At 64.9% G+C, this 19101-nt stretch carries 15 protein-coding genes; 12 read left to right on the top strand and 3 right to left on the bottom strand.

The annotated features are described in order from the left end of the window. The first annotated feature begins 505 nt into the window (after nucleotides 1-505). On the top strand, nucleotides 506-2668 hold the full coding sequence (locus E6C64_RS08175; RefSeq protein ID WP_136427127.1) for an acyltransferase family protein: 2163 nt from the start codon (nucleotides 506-508) through the stop codon (nucleotides 2666-2668). Nucleotides 2669-3034: 366 nt separating this feature from the next. Next, a complete protein-coding gene (locus tag E6C64_RS08170; RefSeq protein WP_136427126.1) occupies nucleotides 3035-4348 on the top strand; it encodes a UDP-glucose dehydrogenase family protein in 1314 nt (437 codons plus the stop codon). A gap of 109 nt (nucleotides 4349-4457) precedes the next feature. Here E6C64_RS08170 and E6C64_RS08165 read toward each other — a convergent pair whose 3' ends face one another. Beyond that, nucleotides 4458-5906: a sugar transferase gene (locus E6C64_RS08165; RefSeq protein ID WP_136427125.1), complete on the bottom strand. Its 1449-nt coding sequence runs from the start codon at nucleotides 5904-5906 to the stop codon at nucleotides 4458-4460. A gap of 399 nt (nucleotides 5907-6305) precedes the next feature. On the opposite strand from E6C64_RS08165, the gene E6C64_RS08160 reads away from it, so the two are divergent. From E6C64_RS08160 to E6C64_RS08150, 5 genes are all read left to right on the top strand, one after another. After that, nucleotides 6306-6593, top strand: a complete 288-nt coding sequence (locus E6C64_RS08160; RefSeq protein WP_136427124.1) for a hypothetical protein — start codon at nucleotides 6306-6308, stop codon at nucleotides 6591-6593. A 415-nt stretch (nucleotides 6594-7008) separates the two neighbouring features. After that, nucleotides 7009-7161 carry a hypothetical protein gene (locus E6C64_RS18985; protein ID WP_158437803.1) on the top strand — a complete coding sequence of 51 codons (153 nt, stop codon included), beginning with the start codon at nucleotides 7009-7011 and terminating at the stop codon, nucleotides 7159-7161. A 160-nt stretch (nucleotides 7162-7321) separates the two neighbouring features. Further along, entirely contained in the window at nucleotides 7322-8125 is an 804-nt protein-coding gene (locus E6C64_RS08155; protein WP_199240991.1) for an HAD-IIB family hydrolase, read from the top strand. A 125-nt stretch (nucleotides 8126-8250) separates the two neighbouring features. After that, nucleotides 8251-8388: a hypothetical protein gene (locus tag E6C64_RS18980; protein ID WP_158437802.1), complete on the top strand. Its 138-nt coding sequence runs from the start codon at nucleotides 8251-8253 to the stop codon at nucleotides 8386-8388. Nucleotides 8389-8763: 375 nt separating this feature from the next. Further along, entirely contained in the window at nucleotides 8764-8943 is a 180-nt protein-coding gene (locus E6C64_RS08150) for a hypothetical protein (protein WP_136427122.1), read from the top strand. A gap of 1277 nt (nucleotides 8944-10220) precedes the next feature. Here E6C64_RS08150 and E6C64_RS18975 read toward each other — a convergent pair. Further along, on the bottom strand, nucleotides 10221-10844 hold the full coding sequence (locus tag E6C64_RS18975) for a hypothetical protein (protein ID WP_158437801.1): 624 nt from the start codon (nucleotides 10842-10844) through the stop codon (nucleotides 10221-10223). 265 nt (nucleotides 10845-11109) lie between these two features. On the opposite strand from E6C64_RS18975, the gene E6C64_RS18970 reads away from it, so the two are divergent. Next, nucleotides 11110-11259: a hypothetical protein gene (locus E6C64_RS18970; RefSeq protein WP_158437800.1), complete on the top strand. Its 150-nt coding sequence runs from the start codon at nucleotides 11110-11112 to the stop codon at nucleotides 11257-11259. A 208-nt stretch (nucleotides 11260-11467) separates the two neighbouring features. Beyond that, a complete protein-coding gene (locus E6C64_RS08140) occupies nucleotides 11468-11707 on the top strand; it encodes a hypothetical protein (protein WP_136427121.1) in 240 nt (79 codons plus the stop codon). Nucleotides 11708-11781: 74 nt separating this feature from the next. Here the strand turns inward: E6C64_RS08140 and E6C64_RS08135 are convergent, their stop codons facing one another. Beyond that, nucleotides 11782-13011: a hypothetical protein gene (locus E6C64_RS08135; protein WP_136427120.1), complete on the bottom strand. Its 1230-nt coding sequence runs from the start codon at nucleotides 13009-13011 to the stop codon at nucleotides 11782-11784. Between the two features lie 340 nt (nucleotides 13012-13351). Between E6C64_RS08135 and E6C64_RS18965 the strand changes: the two genes are divergently transcribed. The 3 genes from E6C64_RS18965 (at nucleotide 13352) to E6C64_RS08125 (ending at nucleotide 18806) form a co-directional block, all read left to right on the top strand. Continuing rightward, nucleotides 13352-13849, top strand: coding sequence for a VanZ family protein (locus tag E6C64_RS18965; RefSeq protein WP_158437799.1), 498 nt, complete (start codon nucleotides 13352-13354; stop codon nucleotides 13847-13849). 124 nt (nucleotides 13850-13973) lie between these two features. Continuing rightward, the gene (locus E6C64_RS18960; RefSeq protein WP_158437798.1) at nucleotides 13974-14138 is read left to right on the top strand and encodes a hypothetical protein; all 165 of its coding nucleotides are present in this window, start codon (nucleotides 13974-13976) and stop codon (nucleotides 14136-14138) included. A gap of 132 nt (nucleotides 14139-14270) precedes the next feature. Next, on the top strand, nucleotides 14271-18806 hold the full coding sequence (locus E6C64_RS08125) for a PKD domain-containing protein (RefSeq protein WP_158437797.1): 4536 nt from the start codon (nucleotides 14271-14273) through the stop codon (nucleotides 18804-18806). The last annotated feature ends 295 nt before the right edge of the window (nucleotides 18807-19101 follow it).

The following is a 19101-nucleotide window of genomic DNA, read 5'->3' as shown; positions in this document are numbered from 1 at the left end:
GGGGCGTGGGCGTGGGCGGAGGGGGAGGGCATCGTTGACGGCCTATACCTCGAACAGACGAGCGGCGCGGCGCCAGTTGGATTTTCCGGGAAGAGAGTCGCTCGTGAGACAGCGGAACAAGGACTCGGTTACTCAAGGCGAGTTGCGTGTTGAGGTGTGGGCCGCCCGCGAAGGAGGTCGCGGTCGGAGGGCGGCCGAGGCGTGGCGCTCGTCATGAGAGGCCATCGGGTCGTCGCTGGACTGCCGATCCCGCACTCTCCGAGCAGAGCAGCGCTTGACCATAAGGCGCCACTGCACGCGGCCTGAAATCAGGGTGTCGCCGCAGAGGAATGGTCATTTTCACTAAGACAATCGGTAGCCACTCTTCGCGCGTCGCTCCAGCGTCTACCCTGAGCGGTGCTCGACTTTTGAGTGCTCGACTTTTTGAGTGCTCGACTTTCGGGACAAGCCTTCTCGACTTTTCGCGGCAGCGATAATATTGCGATCCCGGACCTCAGGATGTCGCATGTCATCAACAACCCCCGCTCCGCCCGTCGCCCCCGCTGCGCCCATCGCCCCGGTCACCACGGTGGCGCCTGAGCGTGCCGGTAAGCATGGGTTTCGAGGTGATATTCAAGGACTTCGGGCTTTCGCCGTAGTGGCCGTGATCTTGGATCACCTCCTGGGCTGGCCCGCGGGTGGGTTTGTAGGAGTGGATGTCTTCTTTGTGATATCCGGGTACTTGATTACGAGCCTGCTCTTGCGCGAACACGAGCGTACCGGTTCGATCTCGTTCAAGGGGTTTTACCGAAATCGATTAAGGCGAATCGCGCCCGCCGCGACGCTGGTTTTGCTGAGCACGATCCTTGCCGCTCGCTTTCTTTTCAACGCGGATCGGCTTTCAAGTACAGCCTTGGACGCGCTCGCGTCGTTCTTTTTCGTAGCGAATTGGCGCTACGCATCTGTGGGTACTGACTATTTTCAGGCGACAGGCCCGGAGTCGCCGTTGCAGCATTTTTGGTCACTCGCCGTGGAAGAGCAGTTCTATTTCATTTGGCCGTGGTTGATGTTACTGGTGTTCTTTCTGGTTAAGAAGCGAAGGAGTCGTGGAAGCATACAGGCGCGGACGGTTCTAACCGCGATTATGATTCTCCTAATTGCGACTACCTTCGCGTGGGGGGCGTGGGAGACACAGTTCCGACCCACTGTCGCCTATTTTTCCACAATCACGCGCACCTGGGAGCTCGGCGTGGGTGCGCTATTAGCGGTTTCGGGAGCGATGCTTACAGGGCCGTCGGCTCGATTTCGTGCGTGGTTGGGATGGCTTGGCTTTGCTGGCTTGATTGCTTCTCTTATCGTCATTAGTGAGGCTTCGGCTTTCCCTGTTCCGTGGGCCGCCTTGCCTGTTTTGGCCACGGCGTCAATTATCATTGCTGGTTCTGGCGACCACGGGCCTCGGATCTGGCCGCTAGTGAATCCTGTGTCCCGTTATATCGGGGACATATCCTATTCGTTATACCTGTGGCACTTCCCGGTAATCATCTTCTTCCAGACCCTCGTTGGAGGAGGGTTTATACAGAACATGATGTGTCTCGCGGTGTTCGGTACTTTATCCGTTTACAGTTTTCACCTTCTCGAGGACCCCATACGCCGATCTAAATTTCTGTTGCGGAAGCCCAGGCTAGTTCGGGCTGGATCAAGGCGGCGGCGAAAGCGCAGGAATACGGAGGTGTCCGTTTTTACCCTTCGCTATAGGCTCACCGCGTTAAGTTTCGCGGGCCTAGTCATTGTCGCATTGGTGGCTGGCGCTGTTCACCAGCAGACTCCCGTGACAGCCAATGTTCCGCGGTTCGTTCCGCAAGCCGGTGATCAGGACGACCCACTGGCGGATCAGCCAGAACTGGCCTCGCTACAAAACGAGGTCGCGTCTGCGCTACGAGCAACAGATTGGCCAGATTTGGATCCGACATTGGACGAGGTTATTGCGGGGCTGCAGACACCCAAGGAGATCCTTCCTTGTGGCTTCATAACCTCCGTTGAGTCCGAATGCATCTTTGGAAATGCACAAGGGCCGCGGACGATAGTCGCGGTCGGAAGCTCGATAAGTATGACCTACATCGAGACGCTTCGAACTGCGCTTGGTGATAGTGGGTGGAGAGTGATTCCGTACGGCATGTTTGGATGTCCCTTCGCGGACTACAGCATTCTTCCCGAAAGCGATCAGGGGACGAGGGAGGGGTGCGGGCAGCGCCCGGATGAGGCGGTGGAGGCGATAAATCGGCTTCAGCCAGATCTCGTTTTCATCAGTGGGATCCTCACGGCGAGTAACGCCGCCTCGGAGGTCGCGAAGGTTTCCTCGCCGGCAACCAAGTTCGTTGTGCTTCCCGGGCCTCCGTCCGACAAGAACGTCGCGGAGTGTTACACCCCCATCAGTCACCCGGCTGACTGCATAAGTGAGGTGCCCGATCAGTATGCCGATGCCGACCGGGGCTTGGCGAAGAGAATTGGCGCAACGTTCATCGATCCTCAAATGTGGTATTGCGTTGGCGGACAGTGTCCTGCATTCGTCGGATCATTCCCGGTGAAGTTGGATGCCGCCCACATCACGGCAGCCTATGCTCGGCGGATTGCGCCTGTGCTGCGGGAGTTCCTCGTACAGCGCGAGGTAATTGACGCACCTGCTGCTTGAGGAAGTCTGGTGTTCCCGGAATTTTGTGTGGTTTAACTGCTTGCGTAGTCGGCGCCGGAGCTTGACCGGCTACCGGACTGATGTCTCCACGTCAGGCGAGGTACGACATCCAAACCTGATCTGATTTGACGATAAGCCGCTAGTACAGGATCGGTGCCTCGCGTCGCGCCACCATCTTGGGGGCCTGCGCCAATCGGCCGAATAGTGTTAGACACTAATTTAACGCGATTTGCCGAGGCAACACGCTGGCAGTCGCACCCACGACCTCCCCTCGCCATCGTCGACGGCGCTTCCTAGGCGTTCTGATATGAAAGAACTCCGCACACCGCCGTGACGTTCCTTCTTGACCCCCAAGGAATCAACCCCATGAAGCTCTCTGTCATCGGCTGCGGCTACCTAGGAGCCGTCCACGCGGCGAGCATGGCCGAGCTCGGCCACGAGGTCGTCGGCATCGACGTCGACCCCGCCAAGATCTCGGCGCTTTCCGCAGGCAAGGCCCCCTTCTTCGAGCCAGGACTCGACGAGATCCTGCAGTCGGCTCTTGCCTCCGGTCGGCTGTCGTTCAGCAACGACCTCGCGGACGCCAAGGGCGCTAAGGTGCACTTCGTCGCCGTGGGCACTCCGCAGCGCAAGGGCGAGAACGCAGCCGACATGACCTACGTCAACTCGGCCATCGACGGGCTGATCCCGCACCTCTCCGCTGGCGACCTCGTCGTCGGCAAGTCGACAGTTCCAGTCGGCACCGCCGCGCGTCTGGCTCAGAGCATCGCGGACGCGGGGACCGGTGCCATGCTCGCCTGGAACCCCGAGTTCCTGCGCGAGGGCTTCGCCGTTAAGGACACCATCGCTCCCGACCGCCTTGTCTACGGCGTTCCTGCCGGCAACGAAGGGCCGAAGGCCAAAGCCCTGCTCGACGAGGTCTACGCGACCGCGCTGTCGAACGAGACGCCTCTCGTCGTCGCCGACTACGCGACTGCCGAGCTGGTTAAGGTCTCCGCCAACGCCTTCCTCGCCACCAAGATCTCCTTCATCAACGCCATGGCCGAGATCGCCGAGGTCGCTGGAGCCGACGTCACGGCCCTCGCCGACGCCATCGGCTACGACGCCCGAATCGGCCGTCGCTTCCTCAATGCCGGCATCGGCTTCGGGGGCGGCTGCCTCCCGAAGGACATCCGCGCCTTCGCTGCCCGCGCCGAAGAACTCGGGCGCGGTGAGTCCGTCGCCTTCCTCAAAGAGATCGACGCCATCAACCTCCGTCGCCGTCAGCGCGCGGTCGACATGGTCATCGAGTCGCTCGGCGGGCAGGTGTTCCAGAAGAAGGTCGCCGTGCTCGGCCTGGCCTTCAAGCCCGACTCCGACGACGTGCGCGATTCACCCGCGCTCGACGTGGCCGTGCAGCTGCATGGACTGGGTGCCAAGGTGGTCGCCACGGATCCCGAAGCCATCCCTAACTCGATCCGCCTGCACCCCCAGCTCGGGTTCGCCACTGACACCATGGACGCCCTGCACTCCGCGGACATCGTCGTGCTCGTGACGGAGTGGAAGGAGTTCCGCGAGCTCGACCCGGTCGAGATCGGCGAGCTCGTGAAGGACAAGGTCATCATCGACGGACGCAACACCCTCGACCCCGAGAAGTGGCGTGCGGCCGGATGGACTTACCGCGGTATGGGCCGACCGTAGACCTCGAGACCTCGAGACCTCGAGACCTCGAGACCTGGAGACCTCGAGACCTCGACGCGTTCTCTCGAGATCTTTCGGGCAGGTTGAGCGCCTATCGGGCGTTGGCCGCTCAATAGGCGCCCGAAGATCCGACAACGGCGCGGGCAGTGCGCCAGAGGATGACCAGGTCGCCCGTCATGGTCCAGTTCTCGACGTAGTAGAGGTCGAGCCGCACTGACTCCTCCCAGGAGAGATCCGACCGTCCGCTGACCTGCCACAGCCCCGTGACGCCCGGCTTGACCAGGAAGCGTCGGTGCACCTTGTCCTCGTACTGCTCCACCTCGCGCAACAAAGGTGGTCGGGGGCCGACGAGCGACATCTCCCCACGCAGCACGTTGAGCAGCTGGGGCAGCTCGTCGATGCTGAACCGCCGCAGAACTCTGCCGACCTTGGTGACACGTGGGTCCTGCTTCAGCTTGAACAGGACCCCCGCGCCTTCGTTCTCCGATTGAAGTTTCGCCAATAGCTCTTCCGCGTTCGTCACCATCGAACGGAACTTGAGCATGCGGAATTCGGTGCCATCCTTGCCGATGCGTGGCTGGCCGAAGAAGACGGGTCCGGGGCTGTCGATCCGTACGAGCAGAGCCACTACGGCGAGGACCGGCAGCAGCAGAAGCAGGATGATGAAAGAGCCGGCGATGTCGAATGCCCGTTTCGTGTAGAGCTTCCGCCCGCTGTACGTGGGCGTCTCCACATGAATGAGCGGCAGCCCGAGCACCGGGCGCATGTGAATGCGAGGGCCGCCCACATCGGTGAGGCCAGGAGCCACCACAAGATGACGACGTCCAGGCTCCAGGCTCCAGCTCAACTCCTGCATCCGGGACGGGGGAAGGTCGTCACTGCTGGCCACCGCCACGGTGTCCGCCCCCGTGGCATCCATGTGCTGAAGCAGGTCCGAAAGGTTCGGCCACACGGGAACGTGAGTGCCGGGGAGGTGATCCAGCCGGCTGCGAGGGATCACCGCGCCGACGATGTGGTACCCGGACGCAGGGCTGCGTCGGAGCTGCTCAGCCAGATGAGTGACGCTTCCCTCGGAGCCGACGAGCATGACCTGATACGACCACTCGCCTGCGAGGCGTTTGGCCTTGAGCCAGCGCCGCCACAGGGCACGGGTGATTATCAGGGCGGCTACCCCTACCGGGAGCGCAGTGATGAGGTAGCCGCGGGCGATGTCGACGTCGAGCACGTACGCGAGCATCGCGACGATCCCGAAGAGCCCCAGGCTGGCGATAAGCACGGCCTGGTACTCGGATACTGCGGTCCCAATCACCCGCACTCCGCGGCTGCCTGCAATGTGCAGCGCGAGCATCCAGCCGCCGATGAGGAGGACCGAAACCAACCAATAGGAGACCGCCAGTGAGGTGACCCCATCCTGGGCGGCTAGAGCCAGCCGATCGTTGAATGTGATGAGCTGCGCGCCCGTTACAGCCCAGGCGACGGCAAGGGTGTCGGTGATCACGATCCGCCGCCGATAACTGGCCCGCCAGTCTTCGGCTTCGGTGCTCTTCGCTATCGTCATTCCTCCGAACCTGCGCTCGCAGTCACTGGCGGATCCCATCTCCTTCGTGTCGGGTCGGAGGCTCGATACGAGGGGCCTCCGCATACGAACGAATGCTCTTGGGTCAATCTATCGGTCACCCCGAGTGCAACGATCCACATCGCTTTGCGGGTGCGAGATAGCGGGAAGCGACCGACGGTCACTGCCTTTCTAGGCGGCGCGCGATCGCATGGGCGTTCGCTGCCCCCACCCCACGCGCCCCATTCGCAGCGACGCGCCGAAGAATCACACCGTCGTAACATTGCCCCTCGTCCAGGGGGCAATGATCGGTTACGGTGATACCACCCGCTCCACTCGATCGATGCCGCTTGAGTTTGCCTCCTACCAGTTCTCCCGAAAAGAACGAACGGATCTCCGACCTTGTCGCTTCGCTCTCTGCCTGCCATCACCCTTGTCGCCGTGGCTCTTCTGGGCGCACCAGCCGCTGCCACGGCGGTCACGATATCCGCCGTTCAGTCGCATTCCGCAGGTGCGTCGACGTCGGCGGTCGACCCTGGTGTCAGCCCCGCCATCCTGGCGTGGGGAGCGACCGGTCTCATCGGTCTGGGAGCCATGGTGACGTTCGGTGCTACCGTCGTCCGCCGCAAGCCGACCCGCCCTGCGCTCGTTGAGGCACCTCGGGACGTCGCTACCCCGACCTACGCGTAGTCCTCGCACGGACGAAGGCGCGCGGCACTGCGTGGGCTCCGACATCTTCGAGGAGGGCCGAGGTGGTCGCTGTTCACTTCTCCATCGCTCCGTGCGAGCGCTCGACCGATGAACCAAGGATCTTGACCTGATGGACGGGGCGCCGGCCGGACCGGTTTCTCCTCGCGACTCGGACCCGCGCTATTTTGACTCGGAGCTGCGGCCGAGGAACTGGTGGCTCGTCTCGATCGGAGGCGCTCCGCGGTGGCTGTTGATGATGAGTGGACTCGCGCTCATAGCGAGCGGGGTAGTGATTTTGGTAGCCATCCAGAGATGAACGAAGCCGGGTGCGCGAGCTTCCTCGTAGTGAGCTGACTCGCGACTGGCCCCTTCACTGGGCATGTTGGCGCTGACCAGGACTTTCTATCCTGGTTCCATGACCCGAAATCCCCACCGCCCACCCAGCTGGTGGATCCACGAGACCGGCGGCGCCCCACGCTGGCTGCTCGCGACCCTCTTTGCATTGATCCTTGGATCTGCCACTGTCGTCTACCTCTTCGGCTCTGGGCTGGCGCATCCGCTGCTCTGATCGATCGAGACTTCGGACGCCAACCCTCTACGGCCATGCGCGCTCGAGCTCGCAGGCGTTGCCCAGAAGTGGCGTCTGAGTGAGTCTGCGCATGGAGTGCGAGATGATCGTTCTTCAGGTGCATCTCTCCTGAGCCGCCACCATGACCGAGGATTCTGCCATGACCGACTCTCGTACCATCGCCGCCCACGACGCGTGGAGCGGCGACTGGTCGCCCACGCTTGTGGCGTTCGACCTCGACGACACCCTTGCCCCTTCCAAGACGGCTATCGACCCCGAGATGGGACGACTGCTGCTCGAGCTGCTCGGCGTCGCTGAGGTCTGCATCATCTCGGGAGGGCAGATCGGGCAGTTCCAGACCCAGGTGATCGCTCAGCTCCCGGACGCGACACCCGAGCAGCTGCGTCGACTGCACCTCATGCCCACCTGTGGCACCCAGTACCTCACCTGGAACGGCCAGTGGAACGAGGTCTACGCCGAGAACCTGACCGCAGAACAGATCTCCGCCGCCATGACCTCGCTCGAGTCCCGCGCCAAGGAGCTTGGACTCTGGGAGACCGACACGTGGGGACCAGTCCTGGAGGACCGCGGATCACAGGTGACCTTCTCCGCGCTCGGCCAGGCGGCGCCCGTCGAGGCCAAGAAGGCATGGGACCCGACGGGGGAGCGGAAGAACAGCCTCCGAGCGGCGGTGGCCGCTGACCTGCCCGACCTCGAGGTCCGTTCCGGCGGCTCCACCTCGGTGGACATCACCCGGCTGGGCATCGACAAGGCCTACGGCATGAAGAAGCTGACGGAGATGACCGGCATCCCGCTCGACGACATGCTGTTCGTCGGCGACCGTCTGGACGCCGACGGCAACGACTACCCGGTCAAGGCGCTGGGAGTGAAGTGCCATGCGGTCGAGGGCTGGCCAGAGACCGCTGAGCTGCTGCGCCGGCTCATCCCGCAGTACGCCGACTGAATTTTCGGCGTCAAACGCAGCCGCGACCGAGGCGAGCAACCGGGCCGAGCAGGTGACTGCGGGGCCACCTGCGCAAAGCGGCGAGCCTGTTGGGACTTCCTAGGTGCCGCGGATAACGTCATTCCATGAGCGCATCATCGACGAAGGCCATCCGCTACACGGCTCGAGGACGACGAGTGCGCACAGCCCGCGACTACCTCATCTATGTGGTCGCGCTGGCCCTTGCCGTCGGCGGCGTGGTCGCCATTCTCTCGCTCTTTTAGGTTCGCTCAGGTCGGGATCAATTTCGACCGGAACAAAGAACCCGCACCTTTGCTGAGGCATCGGCCTTTCTGCCCTACTAGGACTCGTTCACGGTCGGTGGATACAGTGCCCACATGGCCCGACGACGCTCTCACTACCTCCCGAAGCCTTGGTGGCAGCGGCAGACCAAGGGGGCTCCGAACTGGCTGCTCCTCGCCTGTGCGTGCGCGCTCAGCATCTGTGCAGGGGCGATCATCACCGCGGTCCTCAGCAGGTGATGGCCTCGAAACACTCTTGACGGGGCGGAATGGATCCCCGCCCGAGGCATGTCCTCATTTATGCCGACGCTCTCAGTGGGGGTGGGGCGGCGGGGGACAAACTGCCACGATCAAGACATGGATTTCTGGGGAGTCATCGCAATCGTGGCGGTCGTTTGGGTAGCGGTCAGTCTTGTTCTTGGACTCGGCATCGGCCGGGCCATCCGTATCGCGGAGGTCAAGGAAACCAGCGCCCGCACTGCCCGTCTCTCCACCATGACTCGCAAGCCGGCCCGCGAGATGGCCTCGGCCGCCTGAGTTGCCGCTCGACTATGCGTCGAGCGATCTGAGCTGAGCGAAAGCCCGGGGAACTACTGTTCCTCGGGCTTTCTCCATTTCATCGCCCAAAAGACCAATCCGAATCGGGCTTCGGTCCGAACGACCGAAAATCGTCCACCTTGACGGTTCCCATAGGTTCGCCCCACTCCGGATGTCACCCGAGACGCCCTGGCATCCCCTCACTTCCGCCATCGAAGCCCCTCGTGGCCGATGGACGCTGCATGACGCCTTCGGCGAGCCCTACGCGACCATCACGATGACGCCGACCGAGTACGTGGCCGCCGACGAAGCCGGGAGGCGCATCGGCGGAGCGTCTACGTTGATTCAGGCGGTGGACCGGGTGCAGGAGCACGTGCGGGTGGTCCCGCCGCAGGCGGGGGAGCGGGAGTCGGGCGCTGCGCCTGATGTGACAGGGAGGCGGGCTCGGAGGTCGAGGGCTACGTAGGCCGGTTGGGTGGGCTTCGACGCGGGCGCTGGGCGCCCGGCTCAGCCACCGGATGAGTGTGGTCGCGTGGGCTTGGACGCGGGCGCTCGCGCCCGGCTCAGCCACCGGGTGAGTGTGGTCGGGTGGGCTTCGACTCGGGCGCTGTGCGCCCGGCTCAGCCACCGGGTGAGTGTGGTGGGGTGAGGTTACGAGTCGGTGCACGCTGTGTGACGAGTGCGTGGAATCCGCAGGGAGGGTGTCTCGAGTCCGTTAGACAGATGCCATGACAAAGATCTCGCTCGCAACCGCGCTCCTCGTCGGTGCACTCTGCGTCACCTGCATGGCAGTCGTCGTGATCCTTGCACCTCTCCGGAGCACATCACCCCGTACCGGGCGGCCCACGCGCGGCTCGGATTTCGCCCTCGCCGCCTGACGAAAAGACGACGATCCGTCGCTTTGCACAAGGGGTAGCGCGCAGGGCAACTCGGACGTACTCTGTGAGCTCCACGCTCAACTACCCGAGACGAGCAGCGGTGACCCACCCGCTTCAGAACCATCCATCTTCGCCTGCCGCAGACGGCCGCGAAAGTCATCTTCGACGACGCTCGACCCGGCGCGGCACAGCGCTGGCGGCACTCGGCATCGCGATCGGTGCGCTCGGCGCCCCGATGCTGGCGACCGCAGCGCACGCCGAGGTAGTCGACGGCCAGTGGGTGGGAACACCGCCGCAGAGTCCGTCGCTAGCCGATTACTGCGCCGGCACGGTGATGCAGGAGTTCTCTGCCACCGCGGACGGAACGATGACGCAGTCGAACCTGCTCGGAATAGGCACCTATACATTCACCCTTGCCGAAGGCCTGGTCTTCGGAGATGTCGACACCCTTGGCGGGGGACTGGCGGGGGATCTGACGTCCATCACGTGGATCTTCGCGCCGACCTCCTGCGCGGTGGCGGTTCCCGAGCCGACGCCGACCCCGGAACCCACCGGGGCAAGCACCCCCGCGCCGACCGAAACACCTGAGCCGACCGCGACTCCTACTCCCACAGCGACACCAGAGCCCACTGCGACGCCGACTCCTACGCCGACCGCGACACCCACACCGACACCGACACCGACACCGACACCGACACCGACCGCGACGCCCTCACCGACCGCAACCGCAACCCCGACCCCGACAGCAACGCCTCGGCCGACAACGACTCCCACCCCGAAGCCGAGCCCGTCGTCGACTCCGCGGCCGTCTCCATCTGCCACGACGGCTCCCATCGCCGCGGTCGGCGGCAACCCGTCGGCATCTGGCCCCATGCCGAGTCCGTCCGCGACGCCCGTCGAGATCATCGCTGGGCTGACCACTACCTTCCGCGCGAGCTCGACCTCTTCATTGGGGCAGCCTGCCGCGGCCTCGACTGTCGAGGTTCCCCCGGCGAGAGAATCAAGTCTGAGCTCAGATGCCATTGCGACTCCCGCACAGCTCCCGACGGAGGCCATCGGCCCGAGTAACTCCGAGAACGCGGCATCAGTCGCGCGGCTCTCCACGCAGCCCACCACCCTGCTCGGCAGCCTGCCCGGGCCTGTAGTACTGGTGGGCAGCATCCTCGGCCTGCTCCTGGCGGCAGGACTCGCTTTGGGCGCGTTGACGCTCTATCGCCGCGGCTACTGATTTGAGCCCCCACCTGCGTGCCTCCGGGGCAGCGGTGCAGGCGGCAGATAGACAGGGGGAATGCTTCGTCTCCCTCTTGCCGTCTTCGGTGTCGTATTCGGTGTGACCTGCGTGACTGGGATGGCCATCAGCCTCGCCGTGTCTACGGTCGTCGACGGATTCACCGGCCGTGACGACAAGGAGAAGCCGAACTTCGACCTCGCGGCGTAGCTGTTTCGGTCGCTGGGAGCGGCCTTGCCGAGGGTTGTCCTCATAGCGCTTCCCGCGGCGCCGGCGCTCCTCGTCTGCCAACGAGGCATGGCATGGTCTGAGACCGGCTGCCCGAAAGAGGGGCATACCCGCGCGTACCTGACGCATACGCTGGCGGTGCGGTGTAAACCCGACGCCGCCTACTCTTCACCCAAAGAGGACATCACCCGTGTCTCAGTACGTTCCTGCCCTCTCGGGCTTCGGCTTGATCAGCTTCATCATCGGAGTCGGCGGTGCCGCGACCCTCGGCCCGACCGGCGTCCTGGTCTTCGTCCCGCTCGGATGTCTGCTCTTCGCAGCCGCCGTCTTCGGACTCCTGCAGGGCCGCATGCGGCGCGGACGCGAACAGGCCGCGGCCGCCATCGCGCTGCCGGCTGAGGAGCCGATGCGCGACGACGTCGCGGCCTGAGCACGAGTTCATCCGTTGTCGAGGCCGAGCGCCTCGAGAAGCCGCGGAGCGGACAGTTCGGCCGAGGGGGGCGCTCAGCCTTCCTTGACGGCAGCCACCAGGCCGTCGACGAATGCGTTGCCCGAGGCATTGATCGGAGTGCTGCTCGGACCCACGATCGCGCAGTGACCGATCGAGGTGTTGAGCCCGAACAGGTTGCCGAGGATCGACAGGCCCTGGATGGCGCCCTTGCCCTTCTCGCTGATGTTGATAGAGCAGTCGCCACCACCGATCTGATTGTCCGAGATCGTCAGGTTGGACACGGTGGAACGGTCCTGGGTGATCTGTATGGCAGCGTTGCTGCCGCCGTCGAGGGTGTTGCCGGTGATCGTGACGTTGCTGCCGCCGGTCATCTCGATGTTGTCGCTGTGCGAACCGTCGGAGTGATCGGGGTCGTCCGCGAACCAGAGACCGCCGTGCAGCCACGAGTTCGCAATCACGACATTGCTTCCAGCGATGCTCACCTGGTCGACGGTGTTGTGGATGTTCACACCGTGCAGCTCGAAGTTGGACCCCATGATGCCGTTGACCGACCAGTTGGGATTGCTCGCCGCGATCTCGGTGTCGATGACCTGGAGGTTGGCGTAGCCGCCCATGGCATCGATGAGGCCGTACTTGCCGCCGGAATCCGTCCCGCGCACGATCGAGTTGCGGATGGTGACGTTCGGAGCCTTGACGATGACTCGTCCGTGGATATCGAGAGAGTCGAGCACGGTGCCCGCCTGTGTCACGGTGACGTCACCGGACACCACCGAGAGCGAGACACCGGAGGGGACGCCGATGCCTCCAGATCCCGCATTGCCCGAAGAGCCGTTGCTGGAGCCGCTCGAACCGGAAGACGAGCTGCCAGAGCCCGAATAGCCCGCGGAGGCGGTCGCTGCCGTCTCGGCCTGTGCGGCGGCTTCGGCCGCGGCGACTTCGGCTGCCGCTGCCGCGGCGGCCGCCTGCTCGGCCGCAAGCTTGGCGGCCGCCTGGGCCGCAAGGTACGCGGCGTGTGCCGCATCTGCGGCATCGCGCTCCGCCTTTTCAATGGCCCGCAAGTCAGCGAAGTGGCCAGCGATCTCGGCGGTGATCTCACGATCGATGGACAGGGGCTGCTTCGACGAGGCGAGCACGATCGAAGGGGACTCGGCGGACGACGGGGTCGCGATGGCCGGTTGCGCAGAGACGGTGAACGTCACAGCGGTGAGGAGGATCAGGGGGACGGAGGCCGCGACACGGTAGGGGTGTCGAGACATGGACAGGGCGATGGGGCGATTGGCCACGAGTAGCTCTCTTTTCGGGGGTGAGCAGCAGGGGTCGGCGATCACCATATGTGAGCTATTTCGGGCCGGCTCTCACCCTCAGGCTGGGCTTGAAGGTGTCATATTTGCTTCGACCTTTAAGATGCTCGTTGTCGAAAGCAACCGCTCATCGGGGATTTCTCGATGTGTCCCGCCTGATACCACTTCACTCCGAAAATCCATAGGAAACTTTTGGTGCGGCGGAGGCTCCAGCCGTGGGGCGGGGAGGGCGTGCGGCTACGCGGTGCTTCGCCGCGGGGGCTCGGCGCTCCTCGGTCGTCCGGAAGGAGCCGGAGCCGTGTCGGGTAGCCTTGGAGACTCGATGCTCCGTCGACCGGAAGGCGCGGCCCTGGCAACACGCTTCCGTCTCCGACTGGTCTCCATCCTCTTGGCGGCATATGTGGTCATCGTCATCGCGATGACACTCACCCCCACGGCGCCAGACCGGCCGATCGCGATTCAGCTTCGTCGGATCATCCAGGAGCTGCAGGAGCGAGGGCTGCCGGCCTTCATCGGCTATCCCGTCTTCGAGTTCACGGCCAACGTCCTGATGTTCCTGCCCCTCGGGCTGCTCATCGCTCTGCTGCTACCGCGACACCTCTGGTGGGCGGCGATCATCTGCGGGGCGTGGACCTCGAGCTTCATCGAATTCAGCCAGCTTCTGCTGCTGCCCGGCCGCGTCGCCAGCATCGGCGACATCATCGCGAACAGCCTCGGCGCTCTCCTCGGAGCGCTCCTGGCAGTCGCTGTGCGCCGAGCCGTGCATCGACGCGACCTTCTCCTCTATATAGATGTGCGGGCTGGCCGCCGCGTGCTCTGAGCGTTCCGCTGATCCCGATACGGCTGAAGATGCCAGCGGTGCATGGATCTGTCGTTCGCGCGTGACCCAGTGTTGTCCTCGTGTTCACCTTCCGCGGCTACACCTGGACCAGATGAATATGACAATGACGATGACATTGACGGTGGCAGGGGCCATCTGGGCGATCGGATCGCTCCCACTCGGAATCACCATCGCGATGATGAGCCGTGCAGGCCAGCTGCGAGAGCTCGGACGACGCCCGTATCGAGAGCCGGCAGGCCGTCTGATCGGAGGAATGCTGCTCAACTAGTTGAGCATGCCCCCGAATGGGGGTCATGCCCATGAATCGTCTGAGAGTACTGTGACCCCCAGCCACCCCCCAGGTCGCAGGCCCCGGCTCACCCGCTGAGGTCTCGCTCACAGCATGCAAGGTTCCCCACCAATGACGGTTGGACGACGCTCCCGCGCCCTCATCTCACTCCTCACTCTGAGCACGGTCGCAGGTGGCCTCGCACTGGGAGGTGCGGCTCCCGCCTTCGCGGATCCGGGCGGCGTCGTGATCTCGGAACTCAACTACCACGCGGGCTCCGACCTCGACGGGGACGACTTCGTCGAGCTGACCAACACCTCATCCGCGCCCATCGACATGAGCGGCTGGAGCTTCAGCGCAGGCGTCACCGGCACCTTCCCGGCCGGCGCCTCGATCGCAGGCAACGGCTACTTCGTGATCGCGAAAGACGCCGCTCAGTTCCAGCTCAGCCACGGCTTCGCGCCTGACGCCGTCTACGGCGGCAACCTCAGCAACGGCGGCGAGGCTGTCACCATCGTCGACGCGGCCCTCGCCGTCGTCGACACCGTCACCTACGCCGACGCCACCCCCTGGCCGGCGACCCCTGACGGCACCGGCCCCACCCTCGAACTGCGCGATCTGTTCTCCGATAACACCCTGGCCGACAGCTGGGGCGCCAGCCTGACCGCGGGCGGCACGCCCCACGCGGTCAACTCGATCGCGGGGACCGGCCCCGCCCCCACCATCAGCGAGCTGACGGCCACCCCGAACCGTCCGACACCCAACCAGGCGATCGCGGTCTCAGCGCGCCTGCTCAGCGGATCGACGGCGACGCTCACCTATCGGATCGCTTTCGGCGCCGACACTCCTCTGCCGTTCCTCGACGACGCGGCCAGCCCGGGCGGCGCCGGCGACGGCGTATACGGAGCCACCATCCCCGGCCAGGCGGCCGGTCAGCTGGTGCGATACCGTATCGACGCCACCCGCGGAGCGGCCACCTTCTCGGCTCCCGCCGCCGACGACTCAGCCCGCTACCGCGGGGTCGTCGTGACCAACTCCGCAGTCAGCACCCAGCTGCCCGTCATCGAATGGTTCATGGACGACGCCGTCTACAACGACCTGCTCGCCAATCATCGCGAGGACGACGTGCAGGGCGCAGCGGTGTGGTCTTACAACGGCGAGGTCTTCGACAACGTCCTGATGAACATCCGAGGCGGCGCCTCCCGTCAGGCGGCCAAGGTCCAGTGGAAGGTCGAGCTGCCGAAGGGCTACGAGTGGGACATGGGCGGCCAGCTGCCTTACCCGATCGACGAGTTCGCCCTCCAGAACTACTCCAACAACAACGCGGACATCAGCTGGGCGACCGTGAAGGCGGCCGGCAACCGCGGGCCGGCCATCATCCCCGTCCGCACCCAGAAGAACGGCACGTTCTGGAGCCTGGGCCGCATCATGGAGACCGAAGACGGCTCGTGGCGCGACGATCAGGGCGTCGATGACTGGGCCATCTACAAGGGCGACGGCGGCTCGCTCGGCCGCACCGCATCACCAGCGGCATTGCAGGCCAACGCCTGGCTGGACAAGAAGACCCGTGAAGACGAGGACTACACCGACGTCTGGAACCTCAGCCAGAACGTCTCGGCCTCCTCCTCCGCGGCGCAGCAGGCGTGGATCTACCAGAACGTCAACATCCCCGAGCTCGTCAACTACATGGCAATCCAGTCGATCATCCGGCATCAGGACAGCGGCTGGCACAACTGGTACGTCGCCCGCGACACCGAGGGCACCGGCCGCTGGGAGATGTGGCAGTGGGACCTCGACCTCACCTTCGGCACCGCCGCGACCGACAACAAGGGACTCTTCCTCACCCCTGACACCACCAACAACTTCACCATCGCGATGCTCAACTACCCCGAGGTGAAGGAGATGTACTACCGGCGGCTGCGCACCCTCGCCGACCAGTTCCTTCCTGCGGGACAGTACGAGGCGCAGTGGGACGCGATCACCGCCACCACCAATTCGGACTGGGCGCTCGACTCCGCCAAGTGGGGGAGCAGCTCTGCGAGCTCCAACCGCACGCGTTTCCTCAACGGCCTCGCCGACCGTCGCAACGCGATCGCCAACAACACCGGAGCCGGCAAGCTGGTTCCGACCTCTCAGTCGTCCACCGCAGCGGTCGTGATCAATGAGCTGCAGTACAACCCGGCGGGCACGGGCGGCGAATTCATCGAGCTCGCAAACCCGAGCGGCACCGCAGTCGACGTGTCTGGTTGGACGATCGACGCCGTCGGCCTCACCATCCAGCCCGGGACAGTCATCCCCGCAGGCGGACGAGTAGTCTTCGTCGGCAACGACGTCGCCTTCCGCGCCGCCTACAGCGGCAACCGATTCGTCGGCGGCCAGTTCAGCGGGGCGCTCGACAACTCCGGCGAGACCGTCGAGCTGCGAGCGGGAGCGCGTGTGGTCGACACCGTCAGCTACTCGCCGACCGATCCGTGGCCTGCCGCCGCGGATGGCACAGGTCCGTCGCTCGAGCTCAACTCGACCTCGTCCGACAACTCGCTCGCCTCCAGCTGGACCGCGACCTCGACGACGGGCGGTACGCCCGGCCTGATCAACACCGCCAGCGCACCTGCGAACCTCGCCCCGACCGCGTCATTCACCAACGGCGGCAGCGGTCTCGCCGCCACCTTCTCGGGCACCGGATCCTCGGATGCCGACGGCACCATCGCGTCGTACTCCTGGAACTTCGGCGACAGTGCGAGCGGCACCGGAGCCACGACGACCCACAGCTACGCCTCCGCAGGCACCTACACCGTCACTCTCACGGTGACGGACAATGCAGGCGCCATTGGAACAACCAGCCGCGCGATCACTGTCAGCACTACGACGACGCCCCCGACCGGCAACCAGCTGGCGCTCGACAGCTTCACGCGCACCGTGAGCGGCGGCCTCGGCACCGCTCAGATCGGAGGCACGTGGACCACCTCGAGCGGCGCCACGAGCTTCGGTGTCGCCAACGGGACCGCGAACATCTCCACCGCATCCGGCAGCACCCGCTACGCCTACCTGGCCGGCGTCTCGTCGACCGACACCGACGTGACGGCGACCATCTCGGTGCCGCGACCCACGGCGAGCAGTGTCTACGCCGGCATCCTCAGCCGCCGCGTAGGCAGCTCCGACTACCGGGCTCGCGTCGTGATCGCCTCTACCGGGGCCGTCCAGCTCCAGGTTCAGGCGACCGCCACCACGCTGCAGTCGGTGACCCCGGCCGGGCTCACCTACAACACCGGAGATCGCCTGCAGCTGAGGGTTCAGACCGTGGGCACCTCGCCGACAACCCTCCGCGCCAAGGTCTGGAAGGTCGGCACTGCCGAGCCCAGCGCCTGGCAGATCAGCCGCACCGACACCACATCAGGGCTGCAGACGGCGGGCTCCATCGCGCTCTACAGCTACCTGAGCAGCTCGGCCACGCCCGCCAACGCAGTCATCGCGTTCGATGATCTGTCGGCAACGACCTCCGGCACGGTCACTCCGCCGGCGAACGCAGCCCCTACCGCGGCCTTCACAAGCACCCCCAACGGGCTCGCAGTGGGCTTCAACGGCTCGACATCGACGGACAGCGACGGCACGATCGCCTCCTATGCCTGGAACTTCGGCGACGGAACAACAGGGACTGGAGCGACGACCAGTCGCACCTACGCCGCCGCGGGCACCTACACGGCGACGCTCACAGTGACCGACAATGGCGGGGCGACCAACTCGACCAGTCGCAGCATCACCGTGACCTCTGCCCCGCCGGCCAACATCCCGCCGACGGCCGCCTTCACCAGCACCTCGAACGTGCTCGCAGTGAGCTTCAATGGGTCCACATCGACGGACAGCGACGGCACGATCGCCTCGTACGCCTGGAACTTCGGCGACGGATCGACGGGGACCGGAGCAACGACCAGCCGCACCTACGCGGCGGCGGGCACGTACACGGTGACGCTCACAGTGACCGACAACGGCGGGGCGACCAACTCGACCAGTCGCACCGTCACCGTGAGCACAGTGACGCCTCCCGTAGGCACCGCCTTCGCGGCGGATGCCTTCGCCCGGACCACCACGAACAGCTTCGGAACCGCCGACACCGGTGGAGCCTGGACGACTTCGAGCAGCACGGCCTCTTACTCCGTCAGCGGCGGCCTCGGCCGCATCACCACTCCGGCGGGCTCTGAACGCAACGCCTATCTCGCTTCCGTGTCGTCGGCCAGCACGGACCTGACGGCCACGTTCGGCTTCCCTCGCACCACGACAGGCAGCACCTACGTCGGCCTGATGGGTCGCCGGGTCGGCACCGCCAACTACACCGCCCGCGCCGTCGTCAGCACCACAGGCGCCGTGCGACTTCAGGCGCTTCGGACCGGCACCACCCTGCAGGAGGTCAGGGTGAGCGGCCTGACCTATGCGGCCGGCGACCGGCTCCAGGTTCGGGTGCAGGTGTTCGGAGCATCTCCGACAACGGTCCGCGCCAAGGTCTGGAAGGTCGGGATGACGGAGCCGACGACGTGGCAGGTCAGCGTGAGCGACGCCACCGCGGGACTGCAGTCGGCAGGAGGGGTAGGCATCTACACCTACCTCAGCAGCGGGTCGGCGCCAAGCTCATCGGCTATCACCGTCGACGACGTGCGAGGGGTTCCCGCCGGCTAGCGGCGAGCGCCGACGACGCAGGAGTAGGGCATTCCGCCCGAATGCGATTGAATGGGGGCGCCAATGGCGGCCCGACCCGAAGGTCCGCCTCTGAAGCGAACCAGGTTCTCAATGACGACGATTCTGATCACGGCTGCGGTATGGACCTGTGCCTCGGCTCCTTTGGGAGTGTTCGTCGGACTCATGTGCCAGAGGGCGCGCGTCTACGAGGGTGCTCGGATGGACTCGCACCGGTAGCGAGCTCTGGGCGGATGCACGGAGCTGTGGGTAACTTCTGCCTGTGTACGATCCTCAC

This window comes from Naasia lichenicola (assembly GCF_004801885.1).
Classification (GTDB): domain Bacteria; phylum Actinomycetota; class Actinomycetes; order Actinomycetales; family Microbacteriaceae; genus Naasia; species Naasia lichenicola.
This window is presented reverse-complemented; position numbering and strand designations above follow the sequence as displayed.